General features: G+C 66.2%; 12 protein-coding genes. 6 read left to right on the top strand and 6 right to left on the bottom strand.

All coding sequences use genetic code 11. The features are described from left to right. Position 1: 1 nt before the first annotated feature. From trpC to JQ566_RS20695, 3 genes are read right to left on the bottom strand one after another with little or no spacing between them, the layout of a single operon-like run. Complete coding sequence (gene trpC / locus JQ566_RS20685; RefSeq protein WP_212374968.1) at positions 2-823, bottom strand: indole-3-glycerol phosphate synthase TrpC; 822 nt, start codon at positions 821-823, stop codon at positions 2-4. Positions 824-830: 7 nt separating this feature from the next. Beyond that, the gene (gene trpD, locus JQ566_RS20690) at positions 831-1,844 is read right to left on the bottom strand and encodes an anthranilate phosphoribosyltransferase (protein WP_212374969.1); all 1,014 of its coding nucleotides are present in this window, start codon (positions 1,842-1,844) and stop codon (positions 831-833) included. A 14-nt stretch (positions 1,845-1,858) separates the two neighbouring features. Continuing rightward, positions 1,859-3,757, bottom strand: coding sequence for a peptidylprolyl isomerase (locus JQ566_RS20695; RefSeq protein ID WP_212374971.1), 1,899 nt, complete (start codon positions 3,755-3,757; stop codon positions 1,859-1,861). Between the two features lie 278 nt (positions 3,758-4,035). On the opposite strand from JQ566_RS20695, the gene tpiA reads away from it, so the two are divergent. The 3 genes from tpiA (at position 4,036) to JQ566_RS20710 (ending at position 7,111) form a co-directional block, all read left to right on the top strand. Further along, the gene (gene tpiA, locus JQ566_RS20700) at positions 4,036-4,791 is read left to right on the top strand and encodes a triose-phosphate isomerase (protein ID WP_212374973.1); all 756 of its coding nucleotides are present in this window, start codon (positions 4,036-4,038) and stop codon (positions 4,789-4,791) included. A gap of 138 nt (positions 4,792-4,929) precedes the next feature. Beyond that, complete coding sequence (gene secG, locus JQ566_RS20705) at positions 4,930-5,313, top strand: preprotein translocase subunit SecG (protein WP_212374975.1); 384 nt, start codon at positions 4,930-4,932, stop codon at positions 5,311-5,313. 166 nt (positions 5,314-5,479) lie between these two features. Continuing rightward, positions 5,480-7,111 carry a CTP synthase gene (locus tag JQ566_RS20710; RefSeq protein ID WP_212374977.1) on the top strand — a complete coding sequence of 544 codons (1,632 nt, stop codon included), beginning with the start codon at positions 5,480-5,482 and terminating at the stop codon, positions 7,109-7,111. Positions 7,112-7,115: 4 nt separating this feature from the next. Here the strand turns inward: JQ566_RS20710 and JQ566_RS20715 are convergent, their stop codons facing one another. The 3 genes from JQ566_RS20715 to JQ566_RS20725 form a co-directional block, all read right to left on the bottom strand. Continuing rightward, a complete protein-coding gene (locus JQ566_RS20715) occupies positions 7,116-7,778 on the bottom strand; it encodes a class I SAM-dependent methyltransferase (protein WP_212374979.1) in 663 nt (220 codons plus the stop codon). 113 nt (positions 7,779-7,891) lie between these two features. Next, a complete protein-coding gene (locus tag JQ566_RS20720; protein ID WP_212374981.1) occupies positions 7,892-9,268 on the bottom strand; it encodes a sensor histidine kinase in 1,377 nt (458 codons plus the stop codon). 10 nt (positions 9,269-9,278) lie between these two features. Then, the gene (locus JQ566_RS20725; protein WP_212374982.1) at positions 9,279-9,956 is read right to left on the bottom strand and encodes a response regulator; all 678 of its coding nucleotides are present in this window, start codon (positions 9,954-9,956) and stop codon (positions 9,279-9,281) included. Between the two features lie 187 nt (positions 9,957-10,143). Here JQ566_RS20725 and JQ566_RS20730 point away from each other — a divergent pair, with 187 nt between their 5' ends. The 3 genes from JQ566_RS20730 to JQ566_RS20740 all read left to right on the top strand — a co-directional run bounded on the left by JQ566_RS20730 (position 10,144) and on the right by JQ566_RS20740 (position 12,665). After that, positions 10,144-10,470: an NIPSNAP family protein gene (locus JQ566_RS20730; RefSeq protein ID WP_212374985.1), complete on the top strand. Its 327-nt coding sequence runs from the start codon at positions 10,144-10,146 to the stop codon at positions 10,468-10,470. Between the two features lie 126 nt (positions 10,471-10,596). Continuing rightward, positions 10,597-11,460 (top strand): 3-deoxy-8-phosphooctulonate synthase, encoded by an 864-nt coding sequence (gene kdsA, locus JQ566_RS20735; RefSeq protein ID WP_212374987.1) that lies wholly within the window; start codon positions 10,597-10,599, stop codon positions 11,458-11,460. After that, positions 11,460-12,665, top strand: a complete 1,206-nt coding sequence (locus JQ566_RS20740) for an MFS transporter (protein WP_212374989.1) — start codon at positions 11,460-11,462, stop codon at positions 12,663-12,665. The genes kdsA and JQ566_RS20740 overlap by 1 nt, the downstream gene beginning before the upstream one ends. Positions 12,666-12,692: the final 27 nt, after the last annotated feature.

Below are 12,692 nucleotides of genomic sequence, written 5' to 3' on the forward strand. Positions count from 1 at the left end.
GTCAGCGCGTGCCCGTCGCGCGCGCCGTCGTCTTGCGCGCGAGCAGCGCGCGCGTCGCCGCGGTGACGTCGGCCTGCCGCATCAGGCTTTCACCGACCAGAAACGTCGACATGCCGACGCGCTCGAGCCGGGCGAGATCTTCCGACGTGAAGATGCCGCTCTCGCCGACCATCAGCCGGTCGCCGGGAATCAGCGGCGCAAGCGCCTCGCTGGTCGCTAGCGTGGTCTCGAAGGTGCGCAAATTGCGGTTGTTGACGCCGATCATCGGCGACCGCAGCCTCAGCGCCCGGTCGAGCTCGGCGCGGTCGTGGATCTCGATCAGCACGTCCATGCCACAGGCGATGGCAGCGTCTTCGATATCCCTGGCAGCGGCATCATCGAGCGCCGCCATGATGATCAGGATGCAGTCGGCGCCGTGCGCGCGCGCCTCGACCACCTGATAGGTGTCGAACATGAAATCCTTGCGCAGCACCGGCAGCGACGTTGCCGCGCGCGCCGCCACCATGAAGTCGAGATGGCCCTGGAACGACGGCGTGTCGGTCAGCACCGAAAGGCAGGCCGCGCCGCCCGCCTCATAGGCTCTTGCGAGGGCCGGCGGGTCGAAATCGGCGCGAATGAGACCCTTGGAGGGCGAGGCCTTCTTGATCTCGGCGATCAGCGCGTAGTCGCCAGCGGCAAGCTTGCTCTTGATCGCACGCAGGAAGCCACGCGGCGCGGAGGCGGCATTGGCTTGCGCCTCCAAGGCGGAGAGCGGACGTGCCCGCTTCGCTGCCGCGATCTCCTCGCGCTTATAGGCCTCGATCTTGGTCAGGATGTCGGACATGCGCAATTCAGCCGTTGGAGACCGCGACCAGGTGCTTCAGCTTCGCGTTGGCCGCGCCGCTGTCGATCGAGCGGGCGCCGATCGCGACGCCTTCCTTGAGGTCCTTGGCACGGCCGGCCACGACCAGCGCGGCGGCGGCGTTGATCAGCGCCACGTCGCGATAGGGGCTCGGCTTGCCGTCGAGCACGCTTTGCAACGCGATCGCGTTGGCATCGGCGTCACCGCCTTTGAGCGCACCGGCCTCGCAACGCGAGAGCCCGGCTTCCTCCGGCGTCACCTCGAAATTCCGGATCTCGCCATTGTGGAGCGCGGAGACGAAGGTCGGGCCGGTGAGGGTGATCTCGTCGAGACCATCGGAGCCGTGCACCACCCACACGGATTCAGAGCCGAGGTTCTTCAGCACCTGCGCCAGCGGCTGCACCCATTGCCTGGAGAACACGCCGACCATCTGCCGCTCCACACCGGCCGGGTTGGACAGGGGACCGAGCAGGTTGAAGATCGTGCGCGTCGCGAGCTCGACCCGGGTCGGCCCGACATTCTTCATGGCGGGATGATGGGCGGGGGCGAACATGAAGCCGATGCCGCATTCGCGCACGCAGCGTCCGACCTGTTCGGGCTTGAGATCGATCTTCACCCCGAGCGAGGCCAGCACGTCGGCGGCGCCCGAGCGCGACGACAGCGCGCGGTTGCCGTGCTTGGCCACGGGCACGCCGGCGCCCGAGACGATGAAGGCGGCGCAGGTCGAGACGTTGACCGAGCCGGAACCGTCGCCGCCGGTGCCGACGATGTCGACGGCGTCAGGCGGCGCCGTCACGGTCAGCATCTTGGAACGCATCGCTGCGACAGCGCCGGTGATCTCGTCCACGGTCTCGCCGCGCACCCGCAGCGCCATCAAGAGGCCGCCCATCTGCGAGGGCGTGGCCTCGCCGGACATCATGGCGTCGAAGGCGGAAGCAGCTTCGTCACGCGACAGGCTGGCGCCGGTCGCCACTTTTCCAATGATCGATTTCAGGTCGTCCATCGCGTGCTTTCAACTCACTGGTTCGCGCCGGTCACCTGCGCGAAGGCGGCCTGATTAATGGTGGTCCCGATGTCGGTTTCAAGCTTGTTGACGTAGGAAGCGACCTGCTCCTCGGTCTGGGCCCGGTCGAGGCTCTCCTTCAGTTTCTTGACCGCGTCGGAGGCGAAGTCGACCGCGGGATCGACGATGTCGGTGACGCGGAAGACGATCACCTCGCTGCCGCCGCTTACGGCCGTCTGTCCGACGCCATCCTTGGCGGTGCGGAAGGCGGATGCCACGACGGTGCCGGGCACGCCGGCGGGCGAGTCGTCGCGCTTGAAGCCGATCGCTGTCTCGACCTTGGTGCCGACGGCGGCGGCCTCGTCGGCGAGCTTGCCGCCCGCTTCGAGCTTCTGCACCATCTCGGTTGCCTTGGCCTTCAGCTTGGCCGCGATCTGGTCCTGCCGCCAGCGCGCCTCGACCTGGTCGCGAACCTCGTCGAGATTGCGGTCGCGCGAGGGCGTGATGGCGAGCACGTCGTACCAGACATAGCCGCCCTTGAACGAGATTGCGTCGTTGTCGACGCCGACATCGGTGTTGAAGGCCTGCGACACCACGTCGAGGCCCTGCGGGATGTTGGCGACCGGCTGGCCGTTCGGGGCGCGGCCGGAGCGGTCGACGGCCTCGATGGTCACAGCGGTGAGGCCGAGCTTCTGCGCCGCGTCGATCACGCTGGAGCCGCCGCCGCGCTCGTCTTCCATCTTGTCGCGGAGGTCGGCGACCTTGACGCGCGCACGGTCGGCCGCGATCTCGCGCTTGATGTCGCCGGCAAGCTTGGCGTAGTCGGCCTCATTGCCCGGCTCGATCTTGTCGACCTTGACGATGGAGGTGCCGAGAGCGCCCTGGATGGGCTGGCTGATCTCACCGGCGGGAAGCTTGAAGGCGGCGTCGCCGACCGCGGAATCGAGCGAAGACTTGGTCACGAGGCCAAGGTCGACGTCGGAGGCACTCAGCCCGCGCTCCTTGCCGAGCTCCTCGAACGACATTCCGCCGGCGAGCCGCTCGCGCGCGGCCTGCGCCTCGGCGGCATTGGGGAATACGATCTGATGGATCTGGCGCTTCTCCGGCGTGCCGAGCCGGTCCTTGCGCTGCTCAAACACCTTCTTGGCGTCCTCGTCGGAGACCTCGGTCCACTTGCCGATCTCTTCCGGCGAGACCACGACGAAGGCGATCTTGCGGTATTCGGGCGCGCGGAACTGGACCTTGTGATCCTCGAAATAGGTGGCGAGGGTTTCGGGCGAGGGCGCCTCGATGGTGCCGGCCTGCGCGGCGTCGAGCTTGACGAATTCAATACCGCGCTGCTCGTTCTGGTAGCGCGTCAGCACGTCGATCATGGCCTTCGGCGGTTCCAGGCCGGCGCCGATCGTGCCGGTGATCTGCCGGCGCAGCGACACCTTGCGCTGCTCGGCGACGTAGCGCTGCTCGGTGTAGCCGAAATTGCGGATCACGGCCTGGAAGCGGTTGGCATCGAAATTGCCGCCGACGCCCTTGAAGTTGGGGTCGTTCATGATGACCTGGCGGATCTGCTCGTCGGACTGGCCGAGCCCGAGCCGGCGCGCCTCTTCGTCGAGGGCAGCTTCCGCGATGGTCTGCTGCAGCACCTGGCGGTCGAGGCCGAAGGCGCGCGCCTGGTCGGGCGTCAGCGGACGGCCGACCTGACGGCTGATCTGCTGCAGGCGGTCGGTGTAGATCTGGCGGAACTCGTTGAGCGAAATCTCGGTGCTGCCGATCTTGGCCACTGTGGACTGCCCGAACCCGCGGAAGATGTCGGCGATGCCCCAAACGCCGAAACTGACGATCAACACGCCCATCACCACGGCCATAATGGTCTTGCCGAGCCAGTTTGATGAGGCCTTGCGCATTCCTCGAAGCATTTGGTCCAACTTGTTTGGTCAGGAGGGGAACGGAGCGCGTCTTAATGCAGATTCCGCAAAAGCGCGTCACCAAATTGATAGATCATCATAAAGTGGCGGCTTTCCCCCCGCAACCTCGCCTCGTGCGGCGGCGAGAAGCTGCGGTTAAAAGCCCCAAAGCGTTTTCCAGCGAAGTGGACCCCGGTTCGCGTCAAGAAAACGCGTCAAAACAAGAATCTGGAACTGCAGGAGCACCTCTGCTAGCGCAAGAACAAACTCTCATATCGCTGGGATTTGACATGACCGACGCCATCCGACCGCTGATCGCCGGCAATTGGAAAATGAATGGCCTGAAGGCCCAGGCTGCCGAATTCGACGCCATGCTCAATGGCGCGGCAGATGTGGCTGGCAAGGCCGACCTGCTGGTTTGCCCGCCCGCAACCCTGATTGCGGCGTTCGCCGAGAAGGCGCGTGGCAAGAAGGTCGCCGTAGGGGCCCAGGATTGCCACCCCAACGCCTCCGGCGCCCATACCGGCGATATCGCCGCCGAAATGCTGGCGGATGCCGGAGCGACCGCCATCATCGTCGGCCATTCCGAGCGCCGCGCCGACCACGGCGAGGGCGATGCGCTGATCCGGCAGAAGGCCGAGGCCGCCTGGCGCGCCGGGGCAACGGCGATCGTCTGCATCGGCGAGACGCAGGGCCAGCGCGACGCCGGTCAAACCCTGGACATCCTGCGTGGCCAGCTCGACGGCTCACTGCCGGACGCCTCTACCGCTGCCAATCTGGTCGTGGCCTATGAGCCGGTCTGGGCGATTGGCACCGGGCTGACGCCCACGGCCAAGGATGTCGAGCAGATTCATGGCTTTATCCGGGAACTCCTGACCTCCCGGTTCAAGGCTGAGGGTGCGAAGATGCGGATCCTCTACGGCGGCTCGGTCAAGCCCTCGAACGCTGCCGAGTTGATGGCGGTGAAAAACGTCAATGGCGCGCTGGTCGGCGGCGCCAGCCTGAAAGCGGCCGATTTCCTTGCCATTGCCAAGGGCTGCCCCTAGCTAACCCAAACCGTTGGCTCGGATCCGATCGGGGGTGGCAATGCCCCTCCCGATCGTGTAACACCGCGCAACTTCAGGAAAACCGCGAAGCGCGATCGGCCGCCGTCAGGCGCCGCCCGCTTGTGACGGAAGGATATTATGCAAACCGTTGTCATCGTCATCCACCTCATGATCGTCGCCGTCATGATCGGTGCCGTGCTGCTCCAGAAGTCGGAAGGCGGCGGGCTTGGCATGGGCGGAGGCGCGGGCTTCATGTCGAGCCGCGGCACTGCGAACCTTTTGACGCGGACCACCGCGATCCTGGCCGTCGGCTTCTTCCTCACCAGCCTGTTCCTGTCCTGGTACGCCGGCTACGACCGCAAGCCGTCGTCGATCATCGGCCAGCCGTCGCAGACCCAGCCGGCCGGCGGATCGCCGATCGCGCCGCCGACCTCGGGCGGGATCCTGGATTCGCTGAAGAAGGTCGACGAGCAGCAACAGGCCCCGGCCCCGAGCGGCCCGCAGGTGCCGCGGTCGCAATAAAGCAGGGGGGCCATGCAGGGCGGCTGCTACCGTCCTGCATCAAAAATCCCCATCAAGGCACTGTTGCCACTCTCAGTTCTGGATCACCCACAGGCCCGCAAAATCTTTGGGGCGGAATACGAATGGCTTTGGCGAATCGTATTCGAGGGATTAGAGGTTAAGTCCCATGGCGCGGTACATATTCATCACCGGCGGCGTGGTTTCCTCGCTCGGCAAGGGTCTGGCTTCGGCGGCACTGGGTGCCCTGTTGCAGGCCCGGGGCTACAAGGTCCGCCTCCGCAAGCTCGACCCCTATCTCAACCTCGATCCCGGAACGATGTCGCCGTATCAGCACGGCGAAGTGTTCGTGACCGACGACGGCGCGGAGACCGATCTCGATCTCGGTCACTACGAACGCTTCACCGGCCGGCCGGCGACCAAGGCCGACAACATCACCACGGGACGCATCTACCAGGACATCATCTCCAAGGAGCGCCGCGGCGATTATCTCGGCGCGACCATCCAGGTGGTTCCGCACGTCACCAACGCGATCAAGGAATTCGTTCTCGACGGCAATGACGATTACGACTTCGTGCTGGTCGAGATCGGCGGCACCGTCGGCGACATCGAGGGCCTGCCGTTCTTCGAGGCGATCCGCCAGCTCAAGAACGAGCTGCCGCGCGATCATGCCGTCTACATCCATCTGACGCTGCTGCCCTACATTCCGAGCGCCGGCGAGCTCAAGACCAAGCCGACGCAGCACTCCGTCAAGGAGCTGCGCTCCATCGGCATCCAGCCCGACATCCTGCTCTGCCGCACCGACCGCGAGATCCCGAAGGAAGAGCGGCGCAAGCTCGGGCTGTTCTGCAACGTGCGCGAAAGCGCCGTGATCGAGGCGCGCGACGTCGACAACATCTATGCGGTCCCCGAGGCCTATCACAATGCGGGCCTCGACGACGAAGTGCTCGCCGCCTTCGGCATCGGCTCGCGGATTCCGCCGGAGCTGCGCAGCTGGCAAGAGATCAACGAGCGCATCCGCAACCCCGAGGGCAACGTCACCATCGCCATCGTCGGCAAATACACCGGCATGAAGGATGCGTATAAGTCGCTGATCGAGGCGCTGTCGCATGGCGGCATTGCCAACAAGGTGAAGGTCAATCTCGACTGGATCGAGAGCGAGATCTTCGAGAAGGAAGATCCGGCGCCATTCCTCGAGCACGTCAACGGCATCCTGGTGCCCGGCGGCTTCGGCCAGCGCGGCGCCGAAGGCAAGATCAAGGCGGCGCAGTTCGCGCGCGAGCGCGACGTGCCGTATTTCGGCATCTGCTTCGGCATGCAGATGGCGGTGATCGAGGCCGCGCGAAACCTCGTCGGCATCGAGGACGCCAACTCCACCGAGTTCGGCCCGACCAAGGAGCCCCTGGTCGGCCTGATGACGGAATGGCTGCGCGGCAACGAGCTGGAGAAGCGCTCGCAGGCGGGCGACCTCGGCGGCACGATGCGGCTGGGCGCCTATCCGGCTGCGCTCAACCGCGGCAGCCGCGTCTCGCAGGTCTATGGCGGCGCCACCGAAATCTCCGAGCGCCACCGCCATCGCTACGAGGTCAACACCGCCTACAAGGACCGCCTAGAGCAGCACGGATTGAAATTCTCAGGGCTGTCGCCGGACGGCGTGCTGCCTGAGATCGTCGAGTACGAGGATCACCCCTGGTTCATCGGCGTCCAGTTCCACCCCGAGCTGAAGTCGCGCCCCTTCGAGCCGCACCCGCTGTTCGCGTCGTTCATTCAGGCCGCAATGGTGCAGAGCCGGCTGGTCTGACGGTTCAGCGCGCGGAGGAGTAGTCGCGCGCGTGATGCATCGGCGCCAACGCGACCCGCGCTGACGGTTCAGCCGCCAGCGATCCCGTGATCAACTTCATCTGTGGCCGCCGCGTCAGCCTGTAGACGGCGGCGGGCGGCACGTTCAGCAAGGCGCGATCCACGAGCTTTGCACGCAGGCCCAGCCGGTCGAGCACGGGCCGCGGCACCGGGCAGCTCATGCCATAGGTGAACTGGTAGAAGGCGCCGCCGGGACGGACGTAACTGAAGGCGCCGCTGAGGATCGAGATGACCTTGCGCCTGGACATGTTGAGCAGCGGCAGCCCGCTCACGACCGCGCCGACCGGGGTGCCGTCATAGAGGCGCTCGGTCGTCAGCCGGCCTGCGTCCATCCACAGCACGCGTGCGCCGGGAAAGCGCAGTTGCAGGATCTTCATGAATTCGGAGCCGTATTCGATCAGCGTGAGATCCTGCGGCCGGACCCCGCGTTTGAGCAGCTTGTAGGTGAACGCGCCGGTGCCGGGCCCGAGCTCGAGAATCGGCCCCGTCGATGCGCTGATCTCACGCGTGATGAGATCGGCGAGCGCCGCACCCGATGGTGCGACAGCGCCGACTCGACGCGGGGACGACATCCAGGACAGGAAGAAGGAAAGGAAATCGTTGGGCATGCGCACTCCGGCATCTTGGTTTGCACCTCCTAAAGATCAGAGGTGAGACGGATGCAGTGTTGCGGAGGCGCATTGCGAGAGCATTGCGCTAAGGGGCGCGAACGCGAATTGAATCAGCTCTGTCGCACTTCCGGCAGCGTCATCCGGAAACAGGCGCCGCCCTCCGGGCCGTCCGCCACTGAAACGTGGCCGCCATGCAGCTGCACGATCTCGCGCACCATGTTGAGGCCGAGGCCGGCACCGCGATCGAGCGGCGTGAGCCGGTAGAACGGCTCGAAGATCTGCTCGCGCTGATCGGCGGGAATGCCGGCGCCTTCATCCGTGACCTCGATGTTTGCAGGCCTGCCGACGCGTATCCCGATCGTGCCGCGGCGAGGGCCGTGCTGGATCGCGTTCTGCACGAGATTGGTCAGCGCGCGCTCCAGGGCCGCAGCATCGCCGATCGTCTCGACCGGTGTCGACGGCGCATCGAGCGCCAGCTCGTAGCCGGCGGCAATCGCCAGCGGCGCGAGGTCGGCGGCGACGCTTTGCGCAACGGCAGCGAGATTGACGCGCGTGAAAGGCTGGCCGCAGCGGTCGAGCCGCTGGATATCGAGCAATTGCTCGGCAAGCGTCGCCAGCCGCGCGGCATCCTCCAGCAGGCGATTCTTGTCCGGGCCGGGGCTAAGTGACTCCAGGCGCGTGTTCAGGATTGCGATCGGCGTGCGCAACTCATGTGCGGCGTCCGCGACGAAGCGCTTGTGGCGGGCATAGCCCTGATCGAGCCGCGCCAGCGCGTCGTTGATCGCGGTCACGAGCGGCACGACCTCCAGCGGAATCCGTTCTATCGGGAGCCGCGCGCCGCGTTGATGGATGTCGATGCGCCGCGCCTCGTCCGCCGCGGTATCGAGCCCCCTGAACGCGCGCCGTACGATCATTGGCGTGGCAATGAACGTAGCCGTTCCCATCAGGAGCAGGCCGGGCAGGGCGATGCCGAGGAACGCAAGGGATGTCGTGAACAGTGCCTTGGCGCCGGTCAGGCGTCCTTGTGTCGCCGTGATGACCTGCAAATTGCCCGCATCGGTATCGACCCGCTTCATCCGCGCCGCCGGCTTGCGCGGATCGCCCTCGAACAGCTGCCAGCCGAGCCGTGCCTGGCTGATCTGGTCGAGACCGCCGCCGATCGCGGCGAATTCGGCCGGCACGGTGCCTTCGCTGAGGAAACGACCCTGCCTGTCGCGCACCAGGAACCAGAGGTCCGGCGTCTCGCTGCGCAACTGCTGCAGCTCGGCCGTCGGTCGCAAGGCCAGTCCACCTTGCGCGTCGCGCGTGAGCGCGCGCTGGACGACGTCGATGACGCGGTCCTCGTCCCTCTCGGCCAGCACGAAGCCTGAGGCGCAAAGCCCGGCCAGGACGACTGCAACCAGCGCAACCAGGATCGCGGCCTGAAGCGAGAGCAGGCGCCAGCTCAGGCGCGAGCGCAGGCAATAGGGATCGTCGTGTTTGCTCATGTTAGCTTCTTCAGGCTGGCAGCTTCTTGAGGAGATAGCCGACGCCGCGAATGCCATGGATCTCGATGCCCGCGTCCGCCTCCGCGAGCTTTCGCCTGAGACGCGAGACGTGCGTGTCGAGCGCGTTGGACTGGATCTCGTCGTCGAAATTGTAGACCGCCTCTTCCAGCGCCGAGCGCAGCACGGTTCGGCCCATGCGGCGGACCAAGGCTTCGAGCACCAGGAGCTCGCGGCGCGGCAGCTCGAACGGCTGGCCGTCGATGCTGGCTTCGCGGTGACCGACGTCGAAGGCGAGGCGGCCGGCGCGGATGATTTCGGGGGAGAGGCCTGCGGGCCGCCGCAGCACGGCGCGCAGCCGCGCCAGCAGCTCCTCGACTGCAAACGGTTTTGCCAGATAGTCGTCGGCGCCGCCGTCGAGCCCGGCGATGCGGTCGGCGAGTTCCCCGCGCGCCGTCAGGACGATGATCGGCACGCCGTCGGCGCGCGCGCGGAGCTTTGGGATCAAGGCAAGGCCGTCGCCGTCGGGAAGCTGGCGGTCGAGCAGGACAGCGGCATGCACGTCGGCGGAAATGGCCTCCTCCGCCTCGGCGAGTGTTGGCGCGTGGTCCACGACCATGTCGTAGCGCTTCAGCGCCGAGGCCAGCGCGCCGGCCATTTCCGCTTCATCCTCGACGAGCAAAATCCGCATGTAAGGGCACCTGAACCGCAACCGAGCCTTTCTAGCGGCCCGATCATTGCGGCAGCATTGCGGGAGTCCGGCGCAGCGCCGGAAGCTCGAGCCATGCGCGGAACGCTACGGGGGCGGCCAGGCGAGGCTCAAGACACTGTCGTGACCAGCCGCTATAACCGCCGGACCTGTTCAGGGAGGAACATGAATGATCTACGAAATGCGTCAGTATCGCTGTGTGCCGGGCCGCCTGCCGGCGCTCTTGAAGCGGTTCGAGACCGCCACGCTCAAGATCTGGGAGAAGCACGGCATCAAGCAGGCCGGCTTCTTCACCACCCTGATCGGCGAATCCAACCAGGAGCTGACCTATTTCCTGGCGTGGGGGTCGCTCGCCGAGCGCGAGACGAAGTGGGGCAAGTTCATGACTGATCCGGACTGGATGAAAGCACGCGCCGAGAGCGAGGCGGATGGCCAGATCGTCGGCAATATCGTCAGCCAAATCCTGGCGCCCACCGCCTTCTCGGCGGTGAAGTAGGAACCTGCCGATGCAAGGGCGGCGCCGGGAGCCCTGGCGCAACCCTGATATTCGAACGGCCCGGGCGGAAGAGGGTTGATCCGACCCTCATCGCGGCTATGGTCGCGCCGAAACGAGGGATTTGCCTTGAGCTCTTCAAATTCAGCGGCGTCGGTCGTCACCATTGGCAGGGTCAAGTTCGGCAATGATCTGCCGATTGCGATCATTGCGGGACCCTGCCAGCTCGAAAGCCGCCAGCATGCGCTGGAGGTCGCGTCCGCGCTGAAGGAGATCGCGGCGCGGCTGAACATCGGCCTCGTCTACAAGACCTCGTTCGACAAGGCGAACCGTACCAGCGCATCCGCGGCGCGCGGGCTGGGCCTGGCGCAGTCGCTGCCGATCTTCGCCGAGATCCGATCCTCGCTCGGCCTGCCGGTGCTGACGGACGTGCACGAGGCCACGCAATGCGCCGAGGTGGCGCAGGCCGTGGACGTCTTGCAGATACCCGCCTTCCTATGCCGGCAGACCGACCTGCTGCTGGCCGCGGCCGCGACCGGCAAGGTCGTCAATGTCAAGAAAGGCCAGTTCCTGGCGCCCTGGGACATGGCCAACGTCGTGACCAAGATCACGAGCGCTGGCAATCCCAACGTGCTCGTCACCGAGCGCGGTGCGTCCTTCGGCTACAACACGCTGGTCTCCGACATGCGCGCACTGCCGATCCTGGCGCGCACCACCGGCGCGCCCGTAATCTTCGATGCCACCCATTCGGTGCAGCAGCCGGGCGGGAAGGGCACGTCCTCGGGCGGCGAGCGCGAATTCGTGCCGGTGCTGGCGCGCGCGGCTGTCGCGGTCGGCGTTGCCGGCGTCTTCATCGAGACCCATCCCGATCCCGATCGCGCGCCCTCGGACGGTCCCAACATGGTGCCGCTGCGCGACTTCGAGGGGCTGATCGCCAGGCTGATGGCCTTCGACGCGCTCGCCAAAGAATCTGTAAAAACCGGCCCGCGCTGATGCAGAAGAGCGAGGCGCGGCCGCACGATCACGGCTTGCCGGCAGCGCTCTACGTCATATCAGGCGCAAGCTTTGCCGCTGCCTTGTCGGCGCGCGCGCTCGATCCGGTGCTGCCGCACGTCGCCGAGGATTTCGGCGTCAGCATCGCCACCGCCGCCGGCTTTGCCGCGGTGTTCGCCTTCACCTTCTCGATCATCCAACCGATTATCGGCGCCGCTGCCGACCTGTTCGGCAAGACGCGGCTGATGATCGGTTGCCTCGCGCTGCTCGGCCTCGCCAACATTCTGGGTGCGTTCTCGACCTCGTTCTCGGTGCTGTTCGTCACCCGCATCCTCGCGGGCATCGGCTCCGGCGGCGTATTTCCGGTGGCGCTCAGCCTCACCAGCGATCTCGTCGGGCCCGAGAAACGCCAGGTTGCGATCAGCCGCACGCTGGCAGGCGCCATGACCGGAAATCTGCTCGGCGCCTCGGCCTCCGGCCTGATCGGCGATTTCCTCGGCTGGCGCGGCGTGCTCGCGGTGCTCGGTGCGCTCGTGATCGTCGCCTCGATCGCCGTTGCGGCCGGCTTCCACGGCGCCAAGGTCAAGCATCCGCCGAAGACGAGCCTGTCGGCGCTGAAGGCCGGCTATCGCACCATCTTCACCAATCCGAACGCCTATGTCTGCTACTCGGCCGTGTTCATCGAAGGCTGCTGCGTGCTCGGCCTGTTTCCCTACATCGCCTCGTTCCTGTTCGAGCTCGGCCAGACTTCGCTGTCGATCGCCGGCCTCGTCATCGCCGGCTTTGCGGTGGGTGGACTGTTCTACACGCTGACGGTGTCGCGCATGCTGCCGCGGCTCGGCGTCAAGGGCATGATGATCGCAGGGATGACGCTGGTCGCCTCGCAGCTGGTCGCTGTCGCCTTCGGCCCGCGCTGGGAGATCCAGGCGCTCAATCTCATCGTGATGGGCTGGGGTTTCTACATGGCCCATGGCTGCCTGCAAGTGTTTGCCAGCGAGCTCTCGGTCGAGGCGCGTGCCACCGCGATGTCGCTGCATTCGTTCTTCTTCTTCATGGGGCAGACGGTGGGGCCGCTCGCCTACGGCTTTGGCCTCCAGCACGGCGGCAAGATGCCGACGCTGCTTGTGAGCGCCGCGATCATGGTAGCGCTGGGGCTCGTCTGCGCCCGGCTGCTCAAGCCGCGCGCGCCGGCGGATGCGCGCTGACGTGCATTCGGTGACTTCAGCGGGCGT

It is taken from the genome of Bradyrhizobium sp. SZCCT0231, from assembly GCF_018130245.1.
GTDB lineage: Bacteria > Pseudomonadota > Alphaproteobacteria > Rhizobiales > Xanthobacteraceae > Bradyrhizobium > Bradyrhizobium japonicum_F.

What these genes read in the sequence shown, in the direction of transcription:
- trpC (WP_212374968.1), bottom strand. Translation starts at nt 823, where the DNA reads ATGTCCGACATCCTGACCAAGATCGAGGCCTATAAGCGCGAGGAGATC.
- trpD (WP_212374969.1), bottom strand. Translation starts at nt 1,844, where the DNA reads ATGGACGACCTGAAATCGATCATTGGAAAAGTGGCGACCGGCGCCAGC.
- JQ566_RS20695 (WP_212374971.1), bottom strand. Translation starts at nt 3,757, where the DNA reads ATGCTTCGAGGAATGCGCAAGGCCTCATCAAACTGGCTCGGCAAGACC.
- tpiA (WP_212374973.1), top strand. Translation starts at nt 4,036, where the DNA reads ATGACCGACGCCATCCGACCGCTGATCGCCGGCAATTGGAAAATGAAT.
- secG (WP_212374975.1), top strand. Translation starts at nt 4,930, where the DNA reads ATGCAAACCGTTGTCATCGTCATCCACCTCATGATCGTCGCCGTCATG.
- JQ566_RS20710 (WP_212374977.1), top strand. Translation starts at nt 5,480, where the DNA reads ATGGCGCGGTACATATTCATCACCGGCGGCGTGGTTTCCTCGCTCGGC.
- JQ566_RS20715 (WP_212374979.1), bottom strand. Translation starts at nt 7,778, where the DNA reads ATGCCCAACGATTTCCTTTCCTTCTTCCTGTCCTGGATGTCGTCCCCG.
- JQ566_RS20720 (WP_212374981.1), bottom strand. Translation starts at nt 9,268, where the DNA reads ATGAGCAAACACGACGATCCCTATTGCCTGCGCTCGCGCCTGAGCTGG.
- JQ566_RS20725 (WP_212374982.1), bottom strand. Translation starts at nt 9,956, where the DNA reads ATGCGGATTTTGCTCGTCGAGGATGAAGCGGAAATGGCCGGCGCGCTG.
- JQ566_RS20730 (WP_212374985.1), top strand. Translation starts at nt 10,144, where the DNA reads ATGATCTACGAAATGCGTCAGTATCGCTGTGTGCCGGGCCGCCTGCCG.
- JQ566_RS20740 (WP_212374989.1), top strand. Translation starts at nt 11,460, where the DNA reads ATGCAGAAGAGCGAGGCGCGGCCGCACGATCACGGCTTGCCGGCAGCG.